We start from the raw sequence: 25,021 nt of genomic DNA, 5'->3' as shown, positions 1-25,021 counted from the left end.
TGAAATGCATGAAAGCAAAAACCGTGATAGATTTAATTATAGCTATACATCAATAGAAGAATAGATGCATTGAGATAGATTTATTTCATATTAAGGAGGAATATGAACATGGACGGTAAAACAATTTTAGTAGTCGATGATGAAAAGCCGATTGCAGATATTTTGCAATTTAACTTAGTAAAAGAAGGATATAAAGTTATTTGCGCTTACGATGGAGAAGAAGCGTTGAAAATAATAGAAGAACAACAACCGGATTTAATGTTGCTTGATATCATGCTTCCTAAAAGAGATGGTATGGAAGTTTGTCGTGAAGTTAGAAAAAAATATGATTTCCCTATTATTATGCTAACAGCAAAAGGCTCCGAAATTGATAAAGTATTGGGTCTGGAAATGGGAGCCGATGATTATGTGACGAAACCTTTTAGTACAAGGGAATTAATTGCTCGTGTAAAAGCGAATATGAGACGATTAAAAGCTTCTACACAATCTGAAGAAACGAAAGAGGAATCGAATCACATTACGGTTGGTTCCTTAATTATTCAGCCAGATGCTTATATCGTTCAAAAACGTGGGGAAACGATAGAATTGACTCATCGAGAATTTGAATTGCTACATTACTTAGCAAAACATATTGGACAAGTGATGACGCGGGAGCATTTATTGCAAACCGTTTGGGGATATGATTATTTCGGAGATGTACGAACAGTGGATGTAACCATTCGTCGTCTTCGTGAAAAGATTGAAGATAACCCAAGCCACCCATCTTGGATTGTTACTCGCCGAGGGGTCGGATATTATTTGCGAAATCCTGAACAGGAGTAGAATGAATGCAGAAAGTTAGCTTTTTTCGTTCAATCCATGTAAAACTCGTATTAATTTACCTGCTGCTTATTATTATTGCATTACAAATCATTGGGATTTACTTTTCTAATAAGTTGGAAGATAGTTTAAAATCCAACTTCGAAGATTCCATTCTTCAAAGAATCGATTTGATTCAATACAGTATTCGTGAAGAATTGATGAAAGAACGAGATGAAACTACACCGACTTTAGAGCAAAGTTTGGTCATTGCATTACGGGAGTTTGCTACAGGTGATATAAATGAGATTCGGGTTATTGATAACCGTAATAGAGTATTAGCAACTTCCGACTCAGAAAATCAATCCATTATTGGACAGCGTTCGAATGATGATATTGTAAAAAAAGTAATTTCTTCTGAAACGTATCAAGAAGAAATTGCACTTGATGCGGAAACGAATACGAGAGTTTGGGTCATTGCAACGCCAATTTTAAGTATGGTTGGTCCAAATAGTGAAGTAATCGGAGCAATTTATATAGAGTCCAATATTGAAAAAGTATACGATCAAATGGACGATATTAATCGTATTTTTGCTGTTGGTACAGCAATTTCCTTAGTCATCACAGTCGTATTAGGAATACTTATAGCTCGAACAATCACTAGACCTATTATGGATATGCGCAAGCAGGCTCAAGCAATGTCAAGAGGAAACTTTTCAAGAAAAGTAAGAGTGTACGGTAACGATGAAATTGGTCAATTAGCAATTGCTTTTAACCATTTAACGAATCGATTGCAAGAAGCGCAATCTTCAACAGAAGCAGAGCGTAGAAAATTAGCATCAGTTTTAGCAAATATGACAGACGGTGTTATTGCAACAGATCGCAAAGGGAAAATCATCTTAATTAACGATCCTGCATTAAGTTTGTTAAATGTGACAAGGGAAGAAACGTTAAACCGACCAATTGCTTCTGTCCTAGGAATTGAAGAAAACTACAGCTTTGAAGATTTAATTCATATGAAAGAGCCGCTAAATTTGAATTTTAGTACAGAAGAAGCTCCTTTCATTTTGCGTGCAAATTTTTCTGTCATCCAAAAGGAAACGGGATTTGTCAACGGTTTAATCACTGTATTACACGACATTACGGAACAAGAAAAAATTGAAATGGAACGCCGTGAATTCGTAGCGAATGTATCTCACGAATTACGGACGCCTTTAACAACGATGAGAAGCTATTTAGAGGCTCTTGCAGATGGTGCGTGGAGAGATGAAAATATCGCTCCGCATTTTCTCAATGTAGCACAAACGGAAACAGAGCGAATGATTCGCCTTGTGAATGATTTATTGAATTTATCCAAAATGGATAGTAGGGATTATAAATTGAATAAAGAAGTTGTTGAATTTAATAGTTTCTTCCATCGAATTATTGATCGGTTTGAAATGTCAAAATCACAAAACGTTAAATTCATTCGCTATATTCCGGAGACACCATATTTTGTGGAAATTGATACAGATAAATTGACTCAAGTAATCGATAACATTATTTCTAACGCAATAAAATATTCCCCTGATGGAGGCAACATTCGATTTGGTTTTACCGTTCAAGGAAATATGTTAAAAGTAATGATTTCCGACGATGGAATGGGTATACCAAAAGAGAATCTTGGAAAGATCTTTGATCGGTTTTATCGCGTAGACAAAGCACGTTCTCGCGCCATGGGGGGAACTGGTTTAGGTCTTGCCATTGCGAAGGAAATGATTAAAGCTCACAATGGTACAATTTGGGCAGAAAGTGAAGAAGGTGTAGGAACGACAATCTTCTTTACGTTACCGTACGAAATAGATGGGGCTGGTGATTGGGAATGAAGTATATCGAACATATCAAATCCATAATTCTTCTTTTCCTAGTCCTTTTAAGTATCGTCCTAACCTTTTCAATTTGGACATATACACCAAATCTTCAAGTGATTGAAGAAACACAAGTTGATCAATTAGTTGTGGGTAAACAAAAAAAATTCCAGGAAATCATAAAACCTTATCGCATTTTAGTAAGAGAGCAAGATGAATGGAAAGGTACGATCGGTTCTGGAGCAATTAACGATTTGATGGAAATCATGGTGAATTGGAAAGGTTCGGCTCTTACTTATGTTCAAAGTAATTTTTCGAATGATAAAATGAATGATTTTTTACGAGCAAACAATCGGATGACGTTGTTTTTTTCTGGAGAAGTGCCAATCAGGGTATTTCACTCGATTGTTCCATTAACACAAGATGACTTGCCAGAAATCAGCTTCAATCGCCTTGTAATTGATTGGAGCAAGGTTACCACGAATAATGCGGTAACTCTTTATTTTTTAAGTGAATCCCATCGCAATATTTATAGTACTGAAGTAAAAATGAGTGAAGATTATTTTCAGTCAACGGTTTTACAAGCATTGGAAGGATTGGCCTTTTATAAAGAAATAGAGCGTCCAAATGCCCTGTCTTTATACGTACCAGCTGAAGAAGTCAAATTAGTTCAATACACTTACTATATTGATGAAATTCATCCAGATACATTTAGAGATATATTGTTTTATGATTCAACTATTGTCCGTAAAAATGTTGAAAATCAAGATTCCTTAAAGTATACAGACGGTATGACGTTAATGACAGTAGATGTAAAATATCGTTATTTGAATTATGTAAATCCGTCTACAGAAAGTATCGTTGAATTACCTCCATCCCGTTTACTTTTAGATAGCTTTGAATTTGTGAATGAACATGGGGGCTTTACTGGGGATTATCGTTTGATCTCTGTAAATGAGCAAAAGCACATTATCGAATACCAATTGTATAAACAAGGATTGCCTGTTGTTAGTACAGATACGACAACAAGAATTACTACGACTTGGGGAGAAAATCAAATATTCCGCTATAAGAGACCTTATTTTTTACTGGATTTAGATATAAACTCTGAAAAATTTGAAAGAAAACTATCTTCAGGTCTTGAGGTTATTGAATTCATTGAGAAGAGAAAGCAACTTGAGTTAAATGAAGTGGATGATATCATTCTTGGATATTATTTAAAACAAAATGACAATAATCTTTTATTTACACTAGAACCGAGTTGGTTTGCAGTCAGTCAAGGAAGCTGGATTCGCATTACACCGGATGTACTAGGAGGGGGAAATAGTGGACTGGAGTAGATCAAAAACCATATTCATTATTGTGTTTTTAATTTTAGATGTCTTCCTTTTCTCTCTCTATTTAAATCGCCATATTGAAGCTCAACAAGTGAAAGTGTCCGGTGGAAAAACGATTGAGTCCAGGTTAAAAGACGATCAAATTACCTTTAATCTACTGCCAAATATAGAATCTGCTCCATATATTTCGGCAAAAGTCCAGGATTTTAGCGCAGAAAATTTGCAACTGAAAAACTATCAACAAATGACAATCGAAAATAACAATAAACTCATCGTTACACTAGATGAACCAGTGAAACTTCGAAATGTAAAAGAAAAATCATCATTTAACGAGTTTGTTCGAAATAACGTATACAATGGCTCATCATATGTAGTATGGAAAATTAATGAAGATGAACGAACAGCTATTTTCTTTCAAAAATTTGAAGATAAAACAATTTACTATAACATTCATGGTATCGTTACAATTTATTGGAATGAAGATTTAGAAGTAACGAGATATGAGCAAACAATGCTGAATGATTTTGAAAAATTTGAAGAAGAAGAAAGCCTTCTCCCACCATATCAAATTATTCAAATATTATATTCCAGAGACTTATTGAAACCAAGATCTCATATTACAGAAATAAAACTAGGGTATTCAACTCTTGTTCAGCTAACGCAAACGCAAGTATTCGTTCCTACTTGGAAAGTAAGCGTTAAGGATGCAGATGGAACAGAAGAAGAATTTTTCGTGAATGCTGTAGAAGGTAAAATCATTGATGTTCAGTCAGATTTAACAGTTGATGAAGATGAAACAGATGAATTAGAACTGTTAAGAGAATTAGAAGAAGAATAGGGTGTACGAAATGCGATTTAGTGTTTTAGCTAGCGGCAGTACAGGCAATGCCATTTATGTCGAAACGGATGAACATGCCTTTTTAGTGGATGTAGGCTTGAGCGGAAAAAAGATGGAGCAGCTCTTTGCAAAAATTGGTCGCGACATGAAAAATTTATCAGGGATTTTAGTGACACATGAACATAGTGACCATATTAAAGGCCTTGGTGTAGTCGCAAGAAAATATAAGCTGCCGATTTATGCAAACGAGAAAACTTGGAGAGCGATGGAAGAGCATGTTAGCAATATTCCACTTGAGCAGCGCTTTTTGTTTAACATGGAGTCGGTACAATCCTTTGGTTCTTTAGATATTGAATCCTTTGCTGTATCGCATGATGCGGTTGATCCGATGTTTTACGTATTTCATGAGAATGGACGGAAATTAGTAATCATCACGGACACAGGGTATGTGAGTGATCGAATGAAAGGAATTATACGCGGTGCAGATGCATTCGTATTTGAAAGCAATCATGATATTAATATGCTTCAAATGGGGAAATATCCTTGGTCTATTAAACGTCGCATATTAAGCGATGTTGGACATGTCTCCAATGAAGATGCTGCTGTAGCCATCAGCGAAGTGGTTGAAGCAAAACCTACCCATGTTTATTTATCTCATTTAAGCAAGGAAAACAACATGAAAGAACTTGCTCGCATGACAGTAAAGCAAATATTAGAGTCCTATGGCATTAAAGAAGGGGAATTTTTGCATTTACATGATACCGATGCAGAAGAACCAACAGTACTTGTGACGGTGTAAAATTGGATTTAATGAGAACTTTGTATGTTATACAGAGTTCTTTTTTAATTAAATAAAATGCAAATATTGTTAAAAATTGAATACGACGTTCATACTGGAATTATGAATTTTTAATTTGGTTTTATTGCATTTTAATGTAATTTTAATGTTTGGCTTGTATCATAAATGACGATGAAAGAAAGAAAGGAGAAGGGTCATGAGTTTTTATCAAAATGATGATCATCGGAATGAATCAGATAAGGATTTTTCATACTCTCCTTTACAAGAACAATTAAGACGAGAAGAAGAGGAATATAAGAAACGGCAAAATAAAAAAAGACAAGGGGTTTTAGGCTATTTTTTTAGCGGATTTGTGGGAGTCATTGTAGGAGCATTATTAGTTTGGTTATTGCTCCCCTCTATGGTAGACCAATTGCCAAGTAGTACAATTAATACTCATCACACTCCAACAATTACGCAAACGGCTACAGAAGTGACAACAGATGTTACAAAGGCAGTGGAAAAAGTATCAAAAGCGGTCGTAGGGATTACAAACATTCAAGAAGTGTCGGACTTCTGGACGCGTCAATCTAGAGAGACTGAAGCTGGTAGCGGTTCAGGGGTGATCTATAAGGTTGATGGAAATAAAGCCTATATTGTCACGAATTATCACGTTGTCGAAAATGCCAAACAATTAGAAGTAACTTTGGCTGATGGAACGAAAGAAAATGCAGAACTGATTGGTAGCGATATTTGGACAGACTTAGCGGTTGTCTCCATTCCAAGCAAAAATGTTGAAGCCGTTGCAGAGTTTGGCGATTCCGATGTGTTAAAACAAGGAGAGACAGTCATTGCCATTGGTAACCCTCTAGGATTAGACTTTTACGGTTCGGTTACAACAGGAGTCATTTCAGGAAAAGAGCGTTCCGTACCTGTCGATTTGAATGGTGATGGTTATGTCGACTGGGAAACAGAAGTATTGCAAACAGATGCAGCCATCAACCCGGGAAATAGTGGAGGCGCATTAGTGAACATTGCTGGTGAATTAGTTGGAATTAACTCAATGAAAATTGCAGAGTCAACGGTGGAAGGATTAGGTTTCTCAATCCCGATTAATACAGTCATTCCAATCATTGAAGAACTTGAGCAACATGGCGAAGTAAAAAGACCGACGATGGGAATTGGTTTATTAGATTTAACGGACGTACCAGCATTCTATCAAAAACAAACATTAAAATTACCTGAAGAAGTCACAACGGGTGTTGTGGTGACAGAAGTGGTGCCAGGTTCTCCTGCTGACCGTGCAGGTGTAGAGCAATATGATGTCATTGTAGAAATGGATGGGCAAAAAATTGAAAACTCCATCGACTTACGTCAACATTTATATAACGAAACGGAAATTGGTGACACATTGAAGATGAAAGTATATCGCGCAGGAAAAATGATAGAGTTGCAATTAAAATTAACTGAGGGCAGTCAGTTATAATATTGTGGATAAATGAAAGTTATCAACATGATTTTTCCACAAAAGAGTAGGGAAAAGAAAGTCTTTTATTTCCTACTCTTTTTTTGTTTGTTAAAATGTTTTGTGGATAAAATAAGAAAAATGTGAATATCTTGTGGAAAATATAGTTCAGAAGGAGAGAGTTGGGCATGAAAAAATTTTGCTGTGAAATGCACGTAAATCATGCTTTAGATGTCATTGTCGCTGAAACAAAAGAATATCCGGTTTTAGAGAAAGTGGACGAGGATAAAGATCTATCCACAAAGTGCGAGTACTGCGAAAAAGAAGCAGAATATATTGTATCAAGAAAATAGCTTTACACAAAATATTGATTGTGATTGTGGATATGTGTAAAACTTTTGTGGATAACTTGTTTATAAATAGTTTATAGATGTGGATTGCTTGTGAATTTCTAAAATTTATGATTAGTTGAATAAATTTATGCAGGACTGACGATTAGTGTGGACAAATTTAAGACAGAGTTAGGTGGAAAATATGAATATCTCGATTATTTCAGTTGGTAAGTTAAAAGAAAAGTATTTAAAAATGGGCATTGATGAATATGTAAAGCGCCTTTCGAGTTACACGAAAGTCGATTTAATTGAGGTAGCGGATGAAAAAGCGCCTGAACAGTTGAGCGAAGCAGAAATGGAGATTGTGAAAAAGAAGGAAGGCGAGCGGATTTTAGCAAAAATTCCGGATGGAACGTTCGTTTATGCGCTCGCCATTGATGGCAAAATGAAATCATCGGAAGAGTTAGCAGAGGGATTAGAGAAACAGATGACTTATGGCTCAAGCAAAATCGCGTTTGTAATAGGCGGATCCCTCGGTTTACATAAAGAGGTATTAAATCGTGCAAATGAAAAACTTAGTTTCGGCCGCATGACTTTTCCCCATCAACTAATGCGGCTTGTCTTATTGGAACAAATCTACCGAAGTTTCCGGATCATGAAGGGAGAACCGTATCATAAATAGTTAGGTGTATACTAGAAATCATGATGAACTGAATAAAAGGTAATTAAAAAATATGTGAAAAGACGAAGTGAAAGATATTATTTACCATTTAAGATTACTTAATATAAAGATAAAAAAAGTGCAAATCGAATAGCGATTTGCACTTTTCTTTGGCTCATCAACTGCTATTTACTAACGCAGTTTCGGCCTTTTTTCTTAGCTCTATAAAGAGCCTTATCGGCACCTTTAATAACCTCTTGGGGATCTTTGAACTTACTATTTTTTTCACAGACACCAATACTGATCGTAACGAATAATTGGCTCGTAGTATTCCCACGCTTTGATTTGGAAGTTTGAGATTTTGACGGCTTTCTAGTGTAAGTGTAACCTGTTTTCGACACCTGTTCACGTAAGTTTTCTAAATGTGGAATTACATCCTCTATCGTTTTACCTGGGAATAGAATTGTGAATTCTTCCCCACCATAACGAAAGGCTTTTCCTCCACCTGTCACCTTTATTAACTGAGATGCTACTAATTTTAGAACATCGTCTCCAACGTCATGGCCGTATTTATCATTGAACTTTTTGAAAAAATCAATATCAATCATTGCAATAACATATCTATTGCCCAGTTTCATTAAGTTTTCCCTAAGGGCGCGGCGAGAAGGAATGCCCGTAAGTTCATCAAGATATGCCATAGAGTAGGAGTCTTGAATAATACCTACAATTAGCATGAAGCCTGCCGCACTTAAAAATATAGAAAAAGATAATTGATCATTAATGAAAAAGAGAGCTGCAAAAATAGAAATCATCACACCGGCTAACCGTACCTCAAAAGCATTTTTTTTCACATAGGCTTTTATGATGAAAAATAACAGTGTGATTAAGTATATTAACAATGCTGTCTGATTCATAAATGCCTTCTCTATTGGAAGTTTCACGAATTGGTAATTCAATAATTTATGTATTGTCGGATGATTAGAAATGACTATTTTATAAATAACAAACAGCTCGATAAGTATAAATAAGATACGAATTTTCCCCCATAAAGAGAATATGCCTCTTTCCTTGAAGTGCGAAATAATAACAATATTAAGAGGGATTAGCAAGCACATCAATGGATAAAGTATTTGCGAATAGGTTTGTACAGTTATAGATAACTCCGAATAATAGCGTAAAATTAAGTCAAAAAGAATAAGCAGTAAAATAATCAGAAATACTCTACCTTGATTAAAACGAATACATAAGATGATTCCTAAGCCAAAAATAACATATGGAGAATATTCAATAACAAATAGTATAGGAGGAGTAAACGAAGGGATGTTTTTAATTAAAAAGTAACATCCTAAAAGAATTAAAATATAAATAATAGATGAATAAATAGACTTAAAAGTAATTTTCACTTATGTTGAACCACCTTTAATTATGCACTACAAATATTTAAAGTTGTTTAATCTCATAGACTATACAATTATTAGTTTCGGTTATTTAAACGGAAACTTTAACTTTGGAGGATTGTTATCAAAGAATAAGAAATTAGATGCTAAAGTGTATGTAAAAAAGAAAAGCATGAGAGTTAAAGTTCTCATGCTTTATATTTGAGAGGGGTTAAGCATTTATTGAAGTTGTTATTAGTTGCACTATTCTTTACCCGTTACGAGCGGACAACTTGGGTCAGCTGCCCATTCGTTCATCGAGCCGTCATAGATTGCGACGTTTTCTTGTCCAAGCTTGTTTAAAATTAAAGCAGTCCATGTAGCAGCTATTCCACCACCACAATAAGTAATAACAGATTTATCTGAATCTAGTGCACCAGTCTTTGAAAAGATTTCAGTAAGCTTCTCATCGTCCCAAAGTAGGCGTGTTTCGGGGTTTGAAAGGCTACCGAAAAAGACGTTTTTGCTTGTTGGAATATGACCTTTACGTGGGTAGGTGTTTGTTTCGCCATAAAAATCTGCTGGAGAAAGACTATTAATTAATACGACAGAATCATTGTCAATTGCTTCACGTACTTGTTCTTTATTTACAACTAGCTTAGGGCGACGTGAAAAGTTGAACTTGCCTCTTGGATAACTCGTTTTTTCTGTAGTTGTTGGATAGCCGTCAAGCTTCCATTTTACAAGCCCACCATCTAAAATTGCCACATTATCAAAGCCTTCGTATTTTAGTTGCCAACGTAAACGTGATGCCCAATAGGAAGCAATTACATCCGCATTAGCAAGTGCTCCACGATCATAAATTACAACGTATGTGTCTTCACCAACACCAAGCTTTTCGATTTCCTCTACAAATTGCTCACGGCTTGGAATTGTCATTGGAAATGGGGCATTACGATCTGAAAAGTTATTTAACATATCTGCAAACACAGCACCAGGAATATGTTCTTCATTAAATGCGTCCTGTCCAGACCATAAGCTAGGTGTTTCACCATCTTTGTTTGGGATACTTAAAAATGTTGTAGCATCTAGCAGTCTTAAATTTGGATCATCAAGACGTTCATATAGCCAAGCACTATCAACAATAAGTGGTACAGTTGTCATAATACCCATCATCCACCTTTCCTATTAATTTACTTGGTTTTAATGTATCAAAAAAAGACTGGAAAAACAATATAAGATTTTGATTATTCAAATAAAACCGAAAAATGTTGAGAAAGCTTATCGATATCAATCCTAAAAAACCACCTAAAACGCTGGTAGGACAACGTTCTAGGTGGTTTTAAGTTTAATCGTCATTTTTAAGAAAAGATACTCAGCTTCTCTTATTAATAGACTTTTTTAGTTAGTTCCCTATTTGATTAATCCTCTCTCTCTACAAAAAACGTCACTAAAACAAACAGTAAAAATGCTAGTAATAGAAGCGTTCCACCAATGATAAATACTACCATGACAAAAGTGTCGTTTAGGTTAAATGGATTTAAGTTGTACATCCACATACCAAACGTTAAGCCAAAAGCACCGAGCATGGATAAAATCGCATGTACTGATACTAACTTTTTATATTTTACACGGTATACTTTATAGAAGATTCCCCATGCAAAAACTGATAGCCAGCAAACAAGTAACATGTGTGCGTGAATAGGGCGCAATGAATAATCCATGCTGCCTGACATTTTTGATCCTAAAAATACACCCAATAAACCGAAAATCGCCGCAAAGCGAATTAAACGAATACTCCATTTTTGTTCCATTATTCAAATCCTCCTATGATTGTGTATGAATCTGTTCTACAGGTTGGAACAGATAACCCCCTATCAATGAAATTTTATTGTAAACGTAGTTCCCGTATTAGCTTTACTATCAATAGAAATAGCGCTGCCAAGTACAAATTGATCGAGGTATATTTTATTTACGCTGTGGGATAGCATGCATATCACCACCTTATGTTGATTATAAACATATATTGAAAAAAAACGCAGTTAAAAAGCCCAGGTAAACCGTATCCATAAGTAAATGAGGTTGTTGATTCATATCCTAAAATTTTATGAAGCCACACAAGTCAGCTCCATTTTTATATTCCAGAAATACTGAAATTAGATCTAAAGAAATTCTTTCAGCTCAAAAGCTGCTTTCACATAGTTGACCAAATCCATGATGGTCAAACCGCATAAAAAATAACCTTCTTAAAAATAAAAAAGAGACATTAAATAAATTGCTTTCATCAAATTATTTATGATATGATGAATGAAAATAAAAATATTCATTCGAAGGTGAATTAGTATTATGAAGGATAAAAAAATGGAAATATTTCATTGTGGTAAAGAAATTTTTAAAGAGAAAGGGTTTAAGGAAACGAACATTTCGGATATTACAAAAAAGGCTGGAATAGGAGTGGGTACTTTTTATAACTACTATTCTTCAAAAGAGGAACTGTTTCTAGATATCTATATTAACGAAAATAAAATAGAAAAAAATAAAATTTTAGAATCCCTTGATATAAATAAAGACCCTGTTACATTTGTTAAGGAATTTATGACCAAAACGTTTGAAGCCATGCATTCCAATAAAATACTAAAAGAATGGTATAACAGGGATGTATTTAATAAATTAGAAAAGGCATTTGAGAAAAATCCACAAGCAGATAATGAATCTATGCGTAATTTTTTCGTAGATTTATTAAAACAGTGGAAAGCAGATGGAAAAATAAGAGATGATATAAGTGATGAACTGTTAGCTGCATTTTTCGATTCTTTAGCCTATATTGATTCTCATAAAGAAGATATTGGAATTCAGCATTTTCCAGATATCATGCTGTATCTTGTGGAATTTATCATGAAAGGCTTAACTGATAAGGGGGGAAACGAATGAAATTTTCTTCCATCCCCTAAAATGAACGAATTTATAAATATTCATTCACAAAAACCAATAAAGCTGTTTTAAATATTAAGGAGGCTACTATTATGAGACGTAAAATTGAAATTGGGATAAACATATTGGGGGTTTTGTTGAGCATTGTTATGGTAGGGACTGGAGTAGTATTCTTATACCTCACGAAAAGTGATCGGTTTCTACAATATTTAGAAGCTGGTTGGAGTGAAAGCGAAAATGCATATACACTAGAACAATTAAGTCAAGCGGGTACGATGTTTATTTTGCCAGGTATAATTGGTATTTTAATTGGACTTTTAGCTATTTTTCTAGTTAAGAGAAACTATAGTCCAAAAGTTATTGGATGGAGCTTAATTATCGTAACGGTTATTATTACCGTTATTTCCTTATTCAGTGCTATTCCGGGTATGTTTTACATCCTTGCAGGTGCTTTAGCATTAAGCAGAAAGCCTATTAAAAATGTGACAAGTTAAAATGCTATATGAAAGGTTGGAATCTAAAAATGTACAGCAATGAATGGATGGTTACATTCGAAACGTACATGGTAATGAAAGAGGCTTCCCTACAGAGTCATTGAACTTGATGGTTTTAGTAGACCTAATTCATAATAACACGCTTTAGGTCAAAGTTCTTGGCTCTCAAGCAAATCTAACACCCATTAAAGAAGATTATATTTTTAATAAAAGGAACCTTTGATTTGATTGAATTTGAAAGAAGTAATGAGAATGAAATAGTTGAAGTAAATATAAAGGGCATACATTAAAAAAGTGAAGGAGTGAAATCATTGAGCCATTTATATACTTTCATGGTAGGAATTCATATTTTAGGTGCAATTGTGGGTATTGGGCCAACGCTATTTGTTTACCGAATGTTAAAGGCATGTGAAAATAGCGATGAGTTAGTAGTAACTCATAAAATGATTGCAAAACTTAATGCTCTATCTAGTATCGGTTTCGGATTATTATTTATTTCTGGTCTAGTAATGGGCTTTTTAAATAGGGCATTATTTCAATCAGCTTGGTATCTGTTAGCAATTGCTTTAATGGTCATTTTAGCGGTATATAGTTCAATTTTTATCGAACCTAAAATGAAATCGATGTTGAAAATATCAATGGAAAATAAAGGTAAACATATACCGGTAGAATATACAGAATTGTTAAGAAAAATATCTGTAAGTAATATAGTTGAAAAATCTTTAATCGTAATGATTCTTGTTTTAATGGTATTTAAACCTTTTTAATGGATTTTGCATTTAAATCACTAAACCACAATTTTATTGTGGTTTTTTGTTTTGATTATAACAGGACTTGTATGTTCAACTAAACGACCTTATGGTGGAGTAGGAATTGTAAAGTATACACGAAGCCCCTTTTCCAAAGTTCCCAAACTCGTCGATTTTAGCTATATTCGGAAATCTTCCTTAAATCTCCAAATTTTCGCCTCAAAAAATTTAGGATAGACATGCTTATGAAATGTACTATTTCAAAACTTAAACATTTGAAGAATAATTGGAGCTCCTTTTGGTGGCAGGTCTTTCGTTTTTAACTTAATCATACCGCATTGGACTTCGTAATTTTCTTTAGGTTGTAGCACACCATTAATAAATAAATTCATATAGGAGACGGTACTTGGGTCAATGATTTTCTGATTTTTTCCTTTTGTAATGCCATCTTGATCTCTATAAATTCTTGATTTTCCGTTTGAATTTGTATAGTACTCAAAAACTTCAACCTTTTTTGGAAGGTGAAAGGAAAACTCTGTGGGTGGTAAATGAGGGATTTTTAAAAATGGCTTAGGTAAGTTATTAGCACACTTTTTATTTTCCATCATTCCGCTCCTTCCAATTAATTACTAATAGTTTCTACTATAATATGCCCAAGTACACAAAAAATTTCTCCATACAATAAAATGAAATTAGCTTCAAGGAGGAAAATGGATGGCATTAGAAATTTTAAAGCTTGCAATTAATGCCGCTACAACTGTACTTACTAATCCAGATGTACAAAAATTTTTTTATGTAGTAGATACTCCTGTAACTGGGCCATCTACTTTAACAATTAACGCAGAAGATTTCATGGATGATACTGGAGCAACAGGTGTTACACTTCCAGCATTATCAGATGAGAATAGTTATTTAATTGTTTATGTAAACGGTGTACAAGTAATGCAAGATTTAGTGACATATAATCCAGGTGGAACTGGTACAGGATCACTTGTCATTACTGTTCCTGAAGATTCAGATATTATTGCAAATTCACCAGTAGTTCTTGTGGTAACTAACTTCGCTCCAACAGCTCAAACTACTATTAATACTTAAGAAGTTGTATAATGAAGATTATCTGAAAATAAAGCACCTCTTTAGATTAGAAGTGGTGCTTTGTTAGTTAGAATAAAAGCCCCTTTTCTCGCATCATTCATTTTAAGAGAAAAGGGGCTTTTATTAATGAGCGAGAATTTTGTGAGTCTTCGGAACGAAAATGTTTTTTTACGAAAAAATTAGGTAATAACTATTAAGTATCGGATAGGAGGTTTTTTGTAGGGAGGGGCTTATTTTGAAAGAGCATTTTAGTAATGTCGTATTTATTATTTCTAGTGTATTTATTTTGTTATGCGTCTTGGTGGGAATTATTGTGCCCAATGCATTTGAAAACATATCAAGTTCCATTTTTTCATTAACTACCGAATTTTTCGGATGGTTTTATTTAGTATCTGTTTTGATTATTGCAATATTTTTAATTGGATTAGCTTTTTCAAAATATGGAAGAATTCGAATTGGTGGAAAGAATGCACGGCCAGAGTTTAAATTTTTCACATGGATTGCTATGTTATTTTCAGCTGGTTTGGGTATTGGGTTAGTATTTTGGGGTGTGGCAGAACCAATGAGTCATTTCTTTACAACACCCTTTAAAGATGTGGAACCATTAACGCCAGAAGCGGCAAGACTTGCGATGGGATATTCATTTTTCCATTGGGGCATCAGTCAATGGTCAGTGTTTGCCATGATGGGGCTTGTGATGGCTTTTATGCAATTTAATCGTAAAAAAAATCTTTTAATGTCTACGGCATTAGAACCAATTACAGGAACCAATCCTGCTGTTAAAAACACGATTGATATTTTAGCGGTTATCGCTACAGTGATGGGAGTTGCTACTTCCATTGGCTTAGGAGCACTCCAAGCAAATGGTGGATTGAATGCGGCTTTTGGTGTACCAGTGAGTATTTGGGTTCAAGTTATTATTATTGGAATTATGTTTATTGGTTATATGGCTTCAAGTACAACGGGTCTTCACAAAGGAATCAAAATTTTGAGTAATATAAATATGGGATTAGCACTTTTGTTACTCGCTTTTGTTTTTGTAACAGGGCCTACTGTATTTATCTTAGAAACATTTGTATTAGCAATTAGCGATTATATTACCCATTTTATTGAATATAGTTTAAGACTGCAGCCATATGTGGGCGGTACGTGGGTAAAAGATTGGACCATTTTCTATTGGGCATGGGCCATCGCATGGTCCCCATTTGTTGGATCGTTTGTTGCACGTGTATCAAAAGGACGAACAATTCGTGAATTTATTGTTGGCGTATTAATTATGCCACCGCTTGTATCATGTTTTTGGATTGCCACTTTTGGAGGCACGGCGATATATTTTGATTTAAATAAAGGAACCGATATTGCGGGGGCAGTTAATACGGATTTAACCGTTGCGTTGTTTCAAATGTTGGATCAATTGCCCTTAACGTTTATTGCTTCGTTAATTGGTATTGCACTCATCTTTATCTTTTTAATTACGTCTGCAGACTCGGCTACCTTCATAATGGCGAGTATGACGTCAAGCGGGACACCAAATCCGAGCATGTTTTCAAAAATTGTTTGGGGTATATTAATGGCAGCCATTGCAAGCGTACTTCTCTTTACAGATGGTTTAAATACTCTTCAAACCGCTTCACTTATTTCCGCGTTGCCATTTACGGTCGTCGTGCTGATGCTGATTGCATCGTTAGTTAAAATGTTACGAACAGAGCGAATTCCGATTACACAAAAGGAGGTTCGCAGAATGAAATATATCCAAGCACAAATCGAAAAGGAAGAGCAAGAGAAATAGAGATGTATGACTTAAATATATTTTGAAAAAATCTTTATCCGATTAGATGAAGATGTTCATAGTTGTATAAAACAGAAAAAAACTACACCATCTAATAGTGGTGTAGTTAAATGTTTTTTAAAAATCAAAGTTGTCCGGATCTGGTCCTACTCTCAGATTTTGATTGAGTTCGTTAATTCTTTCCATCTCTTCTCTAGTTAATTCAAAGTCAAATACATTTGAATTTTCAATAATTCGATGTTCTCTAATTGATTTTGGAATGGTTACTACTCCGTTTTGTAAGTCCCATCGAATGATTACTTGGGCAATTGATTTGTTATGTTTATTCGCAATTTCTTGTAAGATTGGATTATCTAATAATTGCCCTTGCATTAAAGGGGACCATGCTTCTAATTGAATTCCGTTTTGTTGACAAAAGGCTTTTAAATCGATTTGTGTTAATCGAGGATGATATTCAACTTGATTAACCATAGGTTTTATTTCAGCATCTTTCATTAAATCTTCAAGGTGGTGAATTTGGAAATTACTTACTCCAATTGCTCGAACTCTACCTTCTTTATAAAGGGTCTCCAATGCTTTCCAAGCTTCTTTATATTTACCTTTCACTGGCCAGTGGATTAGATATAGATCTAAATATTCAAGACCAAGTTTCTTTAAGCTTTTTTCATATGCGGCAATAGTTGATTCGTAGCCTAAGTCAGAATTCCACACTTTTGATGTAATGAATAGATCTTCTCTTGGAATGTTTAATTCTTCTATCCCTTCACGAATGGCTTGCCCAACGCCTTCTTCATTATTATAAATAGAGGCTGTATCAATACTGCGGTAACCATTTTTTATTGCCGATTTAACAGCATTTACTAATTCGGGACCTTCTTCTACTTTAAATACACCAATTCCAAGCCAAGGCATTTTTACACCATTATACAAAGTAGTTGTATCTTGTAAATTAGTAATCAACGTTATGACCTCCAATGTTCTATATTCAGGATTTATCAATCGGTTTATGACTTGAGAAAAATTTTAAGAGACCACCCCCTTTACTCCGATTTTATTTCGATCTTTACTCTCAAAAGATAGGCAGTAACCAGAAAGAATGGCTGCTATCATCACCATAAGCGCTCCCATCCAAGAGGTGTGAATAAGACCTATAGTGTCTGTAATAATACCCCCTAAATAGGCACCTATTGCAATTCCAGCGTTAAATGAAGCAATATTGATTGCTGAGGCTACATCCACCCCAGTTGGTACGAATCTTTCGGCTAAAATTACTACATACACTTGTAGACCAGGTACATTCATAAAAGCTAGAAGCCCCATTAAGAAAATGGTAATTAATCCTAATGATTTATATGGCGCGGTAAATAAAAGACTAAATAAAATGACTGCCTGTACAATAAACATATAAAATAATGCCTTAATTGGATTGCGATTAGATAATTTTCCGCCAATCATGTTGCCAATAGCGATAGCAATACCATATCCAAGAAGAATCAAGGCAACTGTTCCTTCTTGAAAACCTGTTATAATCTGGAGAATTGGAGACAAATAAGTAAACACTACAAAGGTACCTCCATAACCTAAGGCTGTAATGATAAACAATAATAGTAAGCGACCATTCGTTAATAATTTGAATTGATCATGAAACGTTGTACGAGTTCCTTTTGGTAAAGAGGATGGAATTAACAAACTGTTTGCAATAAGGGCTATTACTCCAATGACCACAATAATAAAAAAGGCAATTCTCCAGCCGAATTGTTGTCCTATAAACGTTCCGATTGGTACTCCTGTAATAGTGGCAACAGTGAGTCCAGAAAACATAATGGATATGGCGCTAGCCCTTCTTTCTTCTGATACTAAATTTGCTGCTATTGTAGAACCAATGGACATAAAGACTCCATGTGAGAAGGCAGAAAGGACACGGGCAATAAGTAAAACACTAATATTTGTTGCAAATGAAGCAATACTGTTCCCAATGATGAATATGAACATAATCAAAAGTAATAATAGCTTTCGTGACATACTAGTAGTTAGGGATGTTAGAATTGGAGCTCCAAATGTCACTCCTAAAGCATATAAAGAAACGGTTAATCCTGCTGTTGTAACCGATATTTCCAAATCTTCCGCTATTAGCGGTAAGAGACCTACACTAATAAATTCTGTTGTTCCTATTGCAAATGCACTAATAGCTAAAGCTAATAATGCTAATATACTTTGATGATTACTTAAAGCCATTTAATTTCCTCCCAAAAATTGACTTTCTAATAAATAGACACTTTTGGCTTAAATGATTGACCAAAAATCTACGTAGATTATTTGGATAATGCTATTATGAATAATAGAAAACAAAAGGGAAATTACGTACTTTAAAGTGCCATAGATACTTATTAGTGATATAGTTACTTTTTGGTACCTATTGAATAGGGGGAAGGATCATTGAAGAATAAAAAATATAATATATCAGTGGAAGCAACGTTAGAAGTGATAGGCGGAAAGTGGAAATGTGTCATCTTATGCCATTTAATTCGCGGTAAGAAACGTCCAAGCGAATTAAAGCGTCTAATGCCAGATATAACACAGAAAATGTTAACTCAACAATTACGCGAATTGGAGCAAGATGGAGTTATTAAACGAATTGTTTATCATCAAGTTCCTCCGAAGGTTGAGTATGAATTAAGTGAATATGGTTGGAGTTTGAAAGGGATTCTAGATGCTCTATGTACTTGGGGGAAAAAACATATCGTCAAAGTGTATGGTAGTACAGATGGAGTTTTGGAAGAGAACATTTTAAATGAACACTTAAAATAAATTGAATTAGAGTGTAAGTATTATTTTCTGTCTTCAATTAAGCTAAACAAAGGAAAAGTTTATTCTTAACAAAATTTAGCATCAGAATATCAATAAATTCAAATATTAGTAACAAACTCCAAATTCGGAAACCATTCATTATAAAAAATCCCAACTTTAAACGTATGAAAACCTCCTTTGAAACAAATGATAAAAATACAATTCAAATACCAATGAATTGTAAATGGAGAATAAAGGAGGTATGTTGCATGAGAACGTTGCAAAGAATAGCTTTAGTATTAGCAATTATCGGAGCTATTAATTGGGGACTTATTGGATTTTTTAATTTTGATTTAGTCGCGACATTATTTGGAGGACAAGATACAGCCTTATCACGTATTATCTACAGTCTAGTTGGTTTAAGCGGACTATTTTGTTTAACACTCTTGTTTCAACCATGGGAAGATATGGAGCGACAAGAAACGGTTCGTCCTAGAAGCCAACAAAACAATATTAATTACGGAACGGAATTTGGAGAAGAAGCTGATTTCACTTCTGTAGAAGAAAAAAACAAGCGAAATGAATAAAATACTTTTAAGAAAGTGCAGCACTTTACGTAATCATCTCAAGAGTGCAGCACTTTTTTTGTTGCTTTTACATTAAGAAGAAAATTTTGGATTATTATAAAATTTGAAACTCCGTAGACAATAGCACATTTTCGTCAAATATTGCATATATTGCAATGGATTCGTAAAAAGGGGTGTTGAAATATGAGTGGAAACTGGAAACTCAGTGATCCGTATGTATTTGAGTCGTTAAAAGGCCTTCTAAATCGATCCATTGCTGTTCAAACAGTTCGCGGCAGTGTACGTGGGGAATTGAAAACCGTGATGCCAGATCATATTGTTATTCATATGGGTGGATCGCCATTTTTTGTTCGAACTGAACAAATTATTTGGATTCAACCATTATGAATGCATAGGTCAAGCTCCGTCCATCATAAGATAGAAACGGTTAAAAATTATGGATGGAGGCTTAATCGCTTATGATGAAACGAGTGAATAAAATTCTGATAGACTTACCAATTCCGGAACATGGTGATATGAATGCCGCTGCAGCTGTTCAAGAATTACTTGGTGGTAAGTTCGGTGAAATGTCTACGCTAAACAATTACATGTTCCAATCCTTTAATTTCCGCGGCAAAAAAAAGCTTAAACCTTTTTATGACTTAGTGGCAAGTATTACAGCAGAAGAATTTGGTCATGTGGAGTTAGTGGCGAATACTATCAACCTGCTCTCCATTGGCAACACAGTTCCAACTGGTCCTGATACCGCTCCACTCCAAAACGGAAAAGACGCACGTTATTCCCTCCACTTTACGACGACTGCTCAAACTGCTTATCCAGGAGATTCAATGGGTAGACCATGGAATGGTGAATACGTTACAAATTCCGGTAACCTCGTAGCTGATTTACTTTTCAATTATTTATTAGAGATTGGTGCCAGAACTCATAAAATGAGGGTTTACGAGATGACAACTCACCCGACTGCCTTAACGATGATTGGATACTTACTCGTTAGAGGTGGCACACACATTATTGCTTATGCAAAAGCAATCGAAATGGCAACAGGAGTAGATGTTGGAAAAATGCTCCCAGTACCAAGTCTTGATAATAACAAATTTGATTATGCAAGACCATTTATGGAACAGGGATTATATAATGTATTGTATACATGGGGAGAAGAAGATTATCGCGATATTAATCAAATTTGGAAAGGGAAGAATCCTGAAACGGGCGAACAGTTGAGAGTGATTCACGGAATGCCAGAAGGAGCACCGGTACCAGATTTTCCTGAACTTCCAGAAGAATTTGCTCCTGGAATTGACCGGGATGATTATTTACGGATTTTAAAAAGACTGCAAAGCAACTTGTAATAAGTTTGGGAAAAAATTTGCCGTCCCACATTTAACAAGATGTGGAACGGCATTTTTATTTTAATTTTGCTTCTTTGTTGTAAAATCAGGAATAAGCCAATAAATAAGCAATCCAGCAATTGTTGCATAAGCGATCCCGTTTGCATATCCAATACCGATAATAAAGATAACTGCTACAATAATTAAGTTTTTCATGTTCGTCATATCCACTTTTTCTTCGATCATGTGGCGTATTCCCATCCCAGCAATCATACCAAATAACAAGATACAAATACCACCCATAACAGCAACAGGAATAGATTGAATTGCAGCCCCTACTTTTCCGAATAAACCTAATAAGATGGCAATGACACCCGCACCTTGAATAATTCTGCTAGAGAATTGACGAGTAATTGCTAATACGCCAAGGTTTTCTGCATAAGTTGTTTGTGCAGGACCTCCAATTAAACCAGAGATAAATGTAGCGAGACCGTTTCCCCAAAGAATGCTTGAGAATCCTGGATCCTTCGTTACATCCTTACCTGTAATCTCATTTAATACGAACATATGTCCTAAGTCTTCGATGATTGTAACTAATGCAATAGGTGCCATTCCGAAAATGACAATCCATGTGAATTCAGGCATGACAAAATGAGGAAGAGCAAATACTGGAGCATCTACAATTGGGCTATAATCGACGATTCCACGAATTGCGGCATAAATGTATCCTACTCCTAGGCCAATAATAATTGGCAGTAAACGAACCATTTTATTTCCTGCAAGTGTCGCGATAATTGCGGCAAGGAGGCTGACGATTGCTACATCCCAATTTACACTAGCCATATTTGTAACAGCTGTCGTTGCTAATGCTAACCCAATGATACTCACAACAGGGCCAACAACTACTGGAGGAATTGCTTTCCGGACTTTATCAAAACCAATAAAAGTAATAAGAAGTGCAACAATTCCATAAACAATTGAAACACTAATAAGTCCTGCAACTGCCTCGCCCGGCGAATTCAATTCCCCTACATACAATGCTAAAGGCGCAATGAAAGCGAAGGACGATCCTAAATAAGTAGGAACTTTTCCACGCGTAATCAAATGGAATATTAAAGTCCCTAAACCACTAGCAACAAGTGCACTACCTGGATCTAATCCGGTGAGTGCTGGAACTAAAATCGTCGCACCGAACATAGCAAACAAATGCTGCAAAGACAATGGAATCGCTTTCAAAAAGTTTTTCAAACAAGTGTCCCTCCTTAATAAATGGTATTTCTGTCATGAAATTTTTAGAATATGAATTTTAAATTTTCACTATTGAAATAAGACAAATTAATGAAGGATATAGTGATGAAGAATAAAATTGTACATAAGTTGGGAGAGTAATGAACGACCTAAAAGAAAAGGAGGCACCCTTTGCCTTTTGTTAGGTACTCACAAAATCAGTTTGTAGAGAATCGAAAAGGCATGCAAACAAATGAAGTTTGCATGCCTTTATTGATGCGTACTAAATTTTTATAATGATTTCCTACTAATATTAGATTCATTAATATTTTTAAAAGCGTTGATGATAAAAAGGAGATTGCCTAATAAAAATGCACCGCCGCCAAGATATGTGAAAATATGTGCTGTATCGAGCATACCAGGGACTTGAACTAAAAAGGCGCTGAGTAGGAAAACCGGGACCCCTAATTGATGAAGCCAAAAGTGTGTTTTACCTAATGAATTGATTGCAGCTCTTGGATAAAGGCTATAGATAACTCCGAAAATAGCCGTTGTTGCAAAACCAACTAAGTTTACATGTGCATGAGCAGAACCCCATTGAAGTTTAAGCGTCATCGACATAAATAATCCTACACAAATTCCAAAAATCAAGTAAAGAACTGCAAGCTTAATCCAAATGGATCCCCTCATGTATACACTCCTTGTTGTCATTATTCCATGCTCCTACTAACGTCGCCATTTCCTTTTACTTAAAGCTTGTTGTTCCTCCTTTTTCCTTTGCTTATTTCATCATAATACGATTTTTTATGAATTATGAATGGATTGATGAATTTGATTTCATTAAAGTGAAGAAGCCCACTTTTAGCATAAATGTCCAGTTAAAATTCAATTTGCGGCAGACATCACTACTGCTTCAAAAGGATTTAATTACAAGTAATATCAATAGAAATTATAAAATAAGCCATTGCTATTGGAATATCAGTTTTCATCCCATCATTTTACATATTAGGGAAGAATCTAGTAAAATTAATGTTTATAATTATTACATAGGCAAGTCTATGAAGGGGTTTTATAAGAAATGAAACAATACTATGCTTTCTTAAAAGTGATTGAAAGAGGGAGCTTCACAAAAGCAGCGGCAGAACTTGGTTATACTCAGTCTGCTATCAGTCAGATGATTCAAGCTCTTGAAGAAGAAATGGGGACAACGTTGATATACCGTTCAAGAAAAGGCATTACATTAACGCCGGATGGAGAGGAATTTTTGCCTTTTATTACGAGAGTTGCAAATTCTCATGCAGAACTGATTGAAAAAGCGAAGGAAATGCAAGGATTAGCAAACGGGCATATTCGAATTGGAACTTTTACAAGCGTTTCAAGCAATTGGTTGCCAAGTTTAATGCAAGATTTTAAACACCTTTACCCATCCGTGCAATTTCACCTGCAACAAGGAGAATATACAAGTATCGTCAAATATATTAAAGAAGGCAGTGTGGATTTCGGGTTTGTCAATCCTGATGCGGCAGAAGACTTAGAAACAGTTGTTTTAAAGCAGGATAATATGGTCGCAATCTTACCAGAAAATCATCCTCTTGCGAACGATTCAACAGTCACATTAGAAGATTTAGCAAAGGAACCGTTTATATTACTTGAAGAAGGAGAACTAAATGAACCGCTAAATGCTTTTAAGAAAAAAGGATTGCACCCTAATATTCAATATAGAGTAATTGATGATTATACAATAATGTCAATGGTCGAAAGTGGACTCGGCGTTTCAATTCTATCGGAAATGGTGATGAAAAAAGTTCGTTACCGATTTGTCATAAAAGAAGTGGACCCTCCGATAATTCGAACAATTGGCATTGCTTATAAAAATAAAAAAACGTTGCCAATTGCTAGTCGTTATTTTATCGATTTCATCATTCGAAAACTGTCTTAAAAGGTTTGTAACCTTTTTGAAAGGAAGAGTCTGAATGAAACAACTGTATATAAAACAAAAGTTTTTTAGCTTAACTGATAAATTTACGATCAAAGATGAACATGAGAATGATGTGTACTATGAAAAGGGAGCTTCTTAAAAATTCCAAAAACCTTTTCAATTTATAATATGGAGGGGCAACAAGTAGCCCTTATTACAAAAAAGTATTTGGTGTATTGCAAAAATTTACTGTTGAAGTTGGAAGGCAGCACGTCATAACAATCATAAAGGAATTTACCTTTTTTAAATCGCGCTATACGATAGATTCAGCTGGAATAGAAGTACGTGGTAATTGGTGGGATATGGATTTTCAAGTATTCCAACATGGTGAAAAAATAGGTCAAGTAAGCAAAGAATGGTTTTCTTGGGGAGACAGTTATAAAGCACAAATCTTAAAAGAAGAGGTGGAAACCATCATTATTGCTCTTGTAATTGCCATTGATTGTGTGAAGGAAGATCAAAGAATTGCGTCTGCCACAAGTTCAGTTTGATAAAAAAAGAGGTTGGGACATAAGTATTTTTCAACCTCAAAAATAAGGGGTGAGTTGTTTGAAACAGCTCACCCTTTTACAATTTCATCCAATTCATGAGGGTTTTACACCCCTCGTAGTGCATATTTTCTTA

Annotated in this window: 26 protein-coding genes and 1 pseudogene; 19 read left to right on the top strand and 8 right to left on the bottom strand. The window is 34.9% G+C overall.

Features of this window, described 5'->3' with window-relative positions:
• The first annotated feature begins 108 nt into the window (after positions 1-108).
• The 8 genes from yycF (at position 109) to rlmH (ending at position 8,077) form a co-directional block, all read left to right on the top strand.
• On the top strand, positions 109-822 hold the full coding sequence (gene yycF / locus HF990_RS08590; RefSeq protein WP_016838907.1) for a response regulator YycF: 714 nt from the start codon (positions 109-111) through the stop codon (positions 820-822).
• Between the two features lie 5 nt (positions 823-827).
• Positions 828-2,663 (top strand): cell wall metabolism sensor histidine kinase WalK, encoded by a 1,836-nt coding sequence (gene walK / locus HF990_RS08585; RefSeq protein WP_016838906.1) that lies wholly within the window; start codon positions 828-830, stop codon positions 2,661-2,663.
• On the top strand, positions 2,660-3,985 hold the full coding sequence (locus HF990_RS08580; protein ID WP_026019107.1) for a YycH family regulatory protein: 1,326 nt from the start codon (positions 2,660-2,662) through the stop codon (positions 3,983-3,985). Before walK ends, HF990_RS08580 begins: the two co-directional genes overlap by 4 nt.
• Complete coding sequence (locus HF990_RS08575) at positions 3,972-4,820, top strand: two-component system regulatory protein YycI (RefSeq protein ID WP_016838904.1); 849 nt, start codon at positions 3,972-3,974, stop codon at positions 4,818-4,820. The genes HF990_RS08580 and HF990_RS08575 overlap by 14 nt, the downstream gene beginning before the upstream one ends.
• A 10-nt stretch (positions 4,821-4,830) precedes the next feature.
• Positions 4,831-5,619: an MBL fold metallo-hydrolase gene (locus tag HF990_RS08570; RefSeq protein WP_168412422.1), complete on the top strand. Its 789-nt coding sequence runs from the start codon at positions 4,831-4,833 to the stop codon at positions 5,617-5,619.
• Positions 5,620-5,815: 196 nt separating this feature from the next.
• On the top strand, positions 5,816-7,084 hold the full coding sequence (locus HF990_RS08565) for a S1C family serine protease (protein WP_016838902.1): 1,269 nt from the start codon (positions 5,816-5,818) through the stop codon (positions 7,082-7,084).
• A gap of 167 nt (positions 7,085-7,251) precedes the next feature.
• Complete coding sequence (locus tag HF990_RS08560; protein WP_016838901.1) at positions 7,252-7,416, top strand: CxxH/CxxC protein; 165 nt, start codon at positions 7,252-7,254, stop codon at positions 7,414-7,416.
• 181 nt (positions 7,417-7,597) lie between these two features.
• Complete coding sequence (rlmH, locus tag HF990_RS08555; RefSeq protein WP_168412421.1) at positions 7,598-8,077, top strand: 23S rRNA (pseudouridine(1915)-N(3))-methyltransferase RlmH; 480 nt, start codon at positions 7,598-7,600, stop codon at positions 8,075-8,077.
• Positions 8,078-8,241: 164 nt separating this feature from the next.
• Here the strand turns inward: rlmH and HF990_RS15310 are convergent, their stop codons facing one another.
• The 3 genes from HF990_RS15310 to HF990_RS08540 all read right to left on the bottom strand — a co-directional run bounded on the left by HF990_RS15310 (position 8,242) and on the right by HF990_RS08540 (position 11,246).
• A complete protein-coding gene (locus HF990_RS15310; RefSeq protein WP_016838899.1) occupies positions 8,242-9,459 on the bottom strand; it encodes a GGDEF domain-containing protein in 1,218 nt (405 codons plus the stop codon).
• 237 nt (positions 9,460-9,696) lie between these two features.
• Positions 9,697-10,596: a sulfurtransferase gene (locus HF990_RS08545; RefSeq protein WP_168412420.1), complete on the bottom strand. Its 900-nt coding sequence runs from the start codon at positions 10,594-10,596 to the stop codon at positions 9,697-9,699.
• A 257-nt stretch (positions 10,597-10,853) separates the two neighbouring features.
• Positions 10,854-11,246, bottom strand: a complete 393-nt coding sequence (locus HF990_RS08540) for a hypothetical protein (protein WP_016838897.1) — start codon at positions 11,244-11,246, stop codon at positions 10,854-10,856.
• Positions 11,247-11,778: 532 nt separating this feature from the next.
• Between HF990_RS08540 and HF990_RS08535 the strand changes: the two genes are divergently transcribed.
• The 3 genes from HF990_RS08535 to HF990_RS08525 all read left to right on the top strand — a co-directional run bounded on the left by HF990_RS08535 (position 11,779) and on the right by HF990_RS08525 (position 13,624).
• The gene (locus tag HF990_RS08535; RefSeq protein WP_168412419.1) at positions 11,779-12,363 is read left to right on the top strand and encodes a TetR/AcrR family transcriptional regulator; all 585 of its coding nucleotides are present in this window, start codon (positions 11,779-11,781) and stop codon (positions 12,361-12,363) included.
• A 92-nt stretch (positions 12,364-12,455) separates the two neighbouring features.
• The gene (locus HF990_RS08530) at positions 12,456-12,857 is read left to right on the top strand and encodes a DUF4064 domain-containing protein (RefSeq protein ID WP_168412418.1); all 402 of its coding nucleotides are present in this window, start codon (positions 12,456-12,458) and stop codon (positions 12,855-12,857) included.
• A 311-nt stretch (positions 12,858-13,168) separates the two neighbouring features.
• Positions 13,169-13,624 carry a DUF2269 family protein gene (locus tag HF990_RS08525; RefSeq protein ID WP_016838893.1) on the top strand — a complete coding sequence of 152 codons (456 nt, stop codon included), beginning with the start codon at positions 13,169-13,171 and terminating at the stop codon, positions 13,622-13,624.
• A gap of 242 nt (positions 13,625-13,866) precedes the next feature.
• On the opposite strand, the gene HF990_RS08520 is transcribed toward HF990_RS08525, so the two are convergent.
• Entirely contained in the window at positions 13,867-14,211 is a 345-nt protein-coding gene (locus HF990_RS08520) for a DUF4183 domain-containing protein (protein WP_016838892.1), read from the bottom strand.
• Positions 14,212-14,320: 109 nt separating this feature from the next.
• On the opposite strand from HF990_RS08520, the gene HF990_RS08515 reads away from it, so the two are divergent.
• Both HF990_RS08515 and HF990_RS08510 read left to right on the top strand, forming a co-directional pair.
• Positions 14,321-14,701, top strand: a complete 381-nt coding sequence (locus HF990_RS08515) for a DUF4183 domain-containing protein (RefSeq protein WP_016838891.1) — start codon at positions 14,321-14,323, stop codon at positions 14,699-14,701.
• Positions 14,702-14,936: 235 nt separating this feature from the next.
• On the top strand, positions 14,937-16,490 hold the full coding sequence (locus tag HF990_RS08510; RefSeq protein ID WP_168412417.1) for a BCCT family transporter: 1,554 nt from the start codon (positions 14,937-14,939) through the stop codon (positions 16,488-16,490).
• A gap of 117 nt (positions 16,491-16,607) precedes the next feature.
• Here the strand turns inward: HF990_RS08510 and HF990_RS08505 are convergent, their stop codons facing one another.
• Both HF990_RS08505 and HF990_RS08500 read right to left on the bottom strand, forming a co-directional pair.
• Complete coding sequence (locus HF990_RS08505; RefSeq protein ID WP_168412416.1) at positions 16,608-17,450, bottom strand: aldo/keto reductase; 843 nt, start codon at positions 17,448-17,450, stop codon at positions 16,608-16,610.
• A gap of 63 nt (positions 17,451-17,513) precedes the next feature.
• Positions 17,514-18,725, bottom strand: a complete 1,212-nt coding sequence (locus HF990_RS08500) for an MFS transporter (protein ID WP_168412415.1) — start codon at positions 18,723-18,725, stop codon at positions 17,514-17,516.
• Positions 18,726-18,926: 201 nt separating this feature from the next.
• Between HF990_RS08500 and HF990_RS08495 the strand changes: the two genes are divergently transcribed.
• From HF990_RS08495 to HF990_RS08480, 4 genes are all read left to right on the top strand, one after another.
• A complete protein-coding gene (locus HF990_RS08495; RefSeq protein ID WP_168412414.1) occupies positions 18,927-19,298 on the top strand; it encodes a winged helix-turn-helix transcriptional regulator in 372 nt (123 codons plus the stop codon).
• A 248-nt stretch (positions 19,299-19,546) separates the two neighbouring features.
• Entirely contained in the window at positions 19,547-19,864 is a 318-nt protein-coding gene (locus tag HF990_RS08490) for a DUF378 domain-containing protein (RefSeq protein ID WP_016838886.1), read from the top strand.
• Positions 19,865-20,047: 183 nt separating this feature from the next.
• Positions 20,048-20,251 (top strand): YuzF family protein, encoded by a 204-nt coding sequence (locus tag HF990_RS08485; protein WP_016838885.1) that lies wholly within the window; start codon positions 20,048-20,050, stop codon positions 20,249-20,251.
• 71 nt (positions 20,252-20,322) lie between these two features.
• Positions 20,323-21,213, top strand: a complete 891-nt coding sequence (locus HF990_RS08480; protein ID WP_016838884.1) for a manganese catalase family protein — start codon at positions 20,323-20,325, stop codon at positions 21,211-21,213.
• A 60-nt stretch (positions 21,214-21,273) separates the two neighbouring features.
• On the opposite strand, the gene HF990_RS08475 is transcribed toward HF990_RS08480, so the two are convergent.
• On the bottom strand, positions 21,274-22,440 hold the full coding sequence (locus tag HF990_RS08475) for a uracil-xanthine permease family protein (protein ID WP_016838883.1): 1,167 nt from the start codon (positions 22,438-22,440) through the stop codon (positions 21,274-21,276).
• A 270-nt stretch (positions 22,441-22,710) separates the two neighbouring features.
• Complete coding sequence (locus HF990_RS08470; protein ID WP_016838881.1) at positions 22,711-23,109, bottom strand: hypothetical protein; 399 nt, start codon at positions 23,107-23,109, stop codon at positions 22,711-22,713.
• A gap of 388 nt (positions 23,110-23,497) precedes the next feature.
• On the opposite strand from HF990_RS08470, the gene HF990_RS08465 reads away from it, so the two are divergent.
• Together HF990_RS08465 and HF990_RS08460 are read left to right on the top strand one after the other, a co-directional pair.
• Positions 23,498-24,358: a LysR family transcriptional regulator gene (locus HF990_RS08465; protein WP_168412413.1), complete on the top strand. Its 861-nt coding sequence runs from the start codon at positions 23,498-23,500 to the stop codon at positions 24,356-24,358.
• 34 nt (positions 24,359-24,392) lie between these two features.
• Positions 24,393-24,888, top strand: a pseudogene (locus HF990_RS08460) (LURP-one-related/scramblase family protein).
• Positions 24,889-25,021 lie beyond the last annotated feature (133 nt).

The sequence above is a fragment of the Ureibacillus thermosphaericus genome, from assembly GCF_012396605.1.
GTDB classification, from domain to species: domain Bacteria; phylum Bacillota; class Bacilli; order Bacillales_A; family Planococcaceae; genus Ureibacillus; species Ureibacillus thermosphaericus.
The sequence above is the reverse complement of the archived record's forward strand: the minus strand, read 5'-3'. Positions and strand labels throughout refer to the sequence as shown.

Excerpts from the sequence above, each read along its gene's own strand:
- yycF (WP_016838907.1), top strand. The coding sequence starts at position 109 with ATGGACGGTAAAACAATTTTAGTAGTCGATGATGAAAAGCCGATTGCA.
- walK (WP_016838906.1), top strand. The coding sequence starts at position 828 with ATGCAGAAAGTTAGCTTTTTTCGTTCAATCCATGTAAAACTCGTATTA.
- HF990_RS08580 (WP_026019107.1), top strand. The coding sequence starts at position 2,660 with ATGAAGTATATCGAACATATCAAATCCATAATTCTTCTTTTCCTAGTC.
- HF990_RS08570 (WP_168412422.1), top strand. The coding sequence starts at position 4,831 with ATGCGATTTAGTGTTTTAGCTAGCGGCAGTACAGGCAATGCCATTTAT.
- HF990_RS08565 (WP_016838902.1), top strand. The coding sequence starts at position 5,816 with ATGAGTTTTTATCAAAATGATGATCATCGGAATGAATCAGATAAGGAT.
- HF990_RS08560 (WP_016838901.1), top strand. The coding sequence starts at position 7,252 with ATGAAAAAATTTTGCTGTGAAATGCACGTAAATCATGCTTTAGATGTC.
- rlmH (WP_168412421.1), top strand. The coding sequence starts at position 7,598 with ATGAATATCTCGATTATTTCAGTTGGTAAGTTAAAAGAAAAGTATTTA.
- HF990_RS08545 (WP_168412420.1), bottom strand. The coding sequence starts at position 10,596 with ATGACAACTGTACCACTTATTGTTGATAGTGCTTGGCTATATGAACGT.
- HF990_RS08540 (WP_016838897.1), bottom strand. The coding sequence starts at position 11,246 with ATGGAACAAAAATGGAGTATTCGTTTAATTCGCTTTGCGGCGATTTTC.
- HF990_RS08535 (WP_168412419.1), top strand. The coding sequence starts at position 11,779 with ATGAAGGATAAAAAAATGGAAATATTTCATTGTGGTAAAGAAATTTTT.
- HF990_RS08530 (WP_168412418.1), top strand. The coding sequence starts at position 12,456 with ATGAGACGTAAAATTGAAATTGGGATAAACATATTGGGGGTTTTGTTG.
- HF990_RS08520 (WP_016838892.1), bottom strand. The coding sequence starts at position 14,211 with ATGGAAAATAAAAAGTGTGCTAATAACTTACCTAAGCCATTTTTAAAA.
- HF990_RS08515 (WP_016838891.1), top strand. The coding sequence starts at position 14,321 with ATGGCATTAGAAATTTTAAAGCTTGCAATTAATGCCGCTACAACTGTA.
- HF990_RS08500 (WP_168412415.1), bottom strand. The coding sequence starts at position 18,725 with ATGGCTTTAAGTAATCATCAAAGTATATTAGCATTATTAGCTTTAGCT.
- HF990_RS08490 (WP_016838886.1), top strand. The coding sequence starts at position 19,547 with ATGAGAACGTTGCAAAGAATAGCTTTAGTATTAGCAATTATCGGAGCT.
- HF990_RS08485 (WP_016838885.1), top strand. The coding sequence starts at position 20,048 with ATGAGTGGAAACTGGAAACTCAGTGATCCGTATGTATTTGAGTCGTTA.
- HF990_RS08480 (WP_016838884.1), top strand. The coding sequence starts at position 20,323 with ATGATGAAACGAGTGAATAAAATTCTGATAGACTTACCAATTCCGGAA.
- HF990_RS08470 (WP_016838881.1), bottom strand. The coding sequence starts at position 23,109 with ATGAGGGGATCCATTTGGATTAAGCTTGCAGTTCTTTACTTGATTTTT.
- HF990_RS08465 (WP_168412413.1), top strand. The coding sequence starts at position 23,498 with ATGAAACAATACTATGCTTTCTTAAAAGTGATTGAAAGAGGGAGCTTC.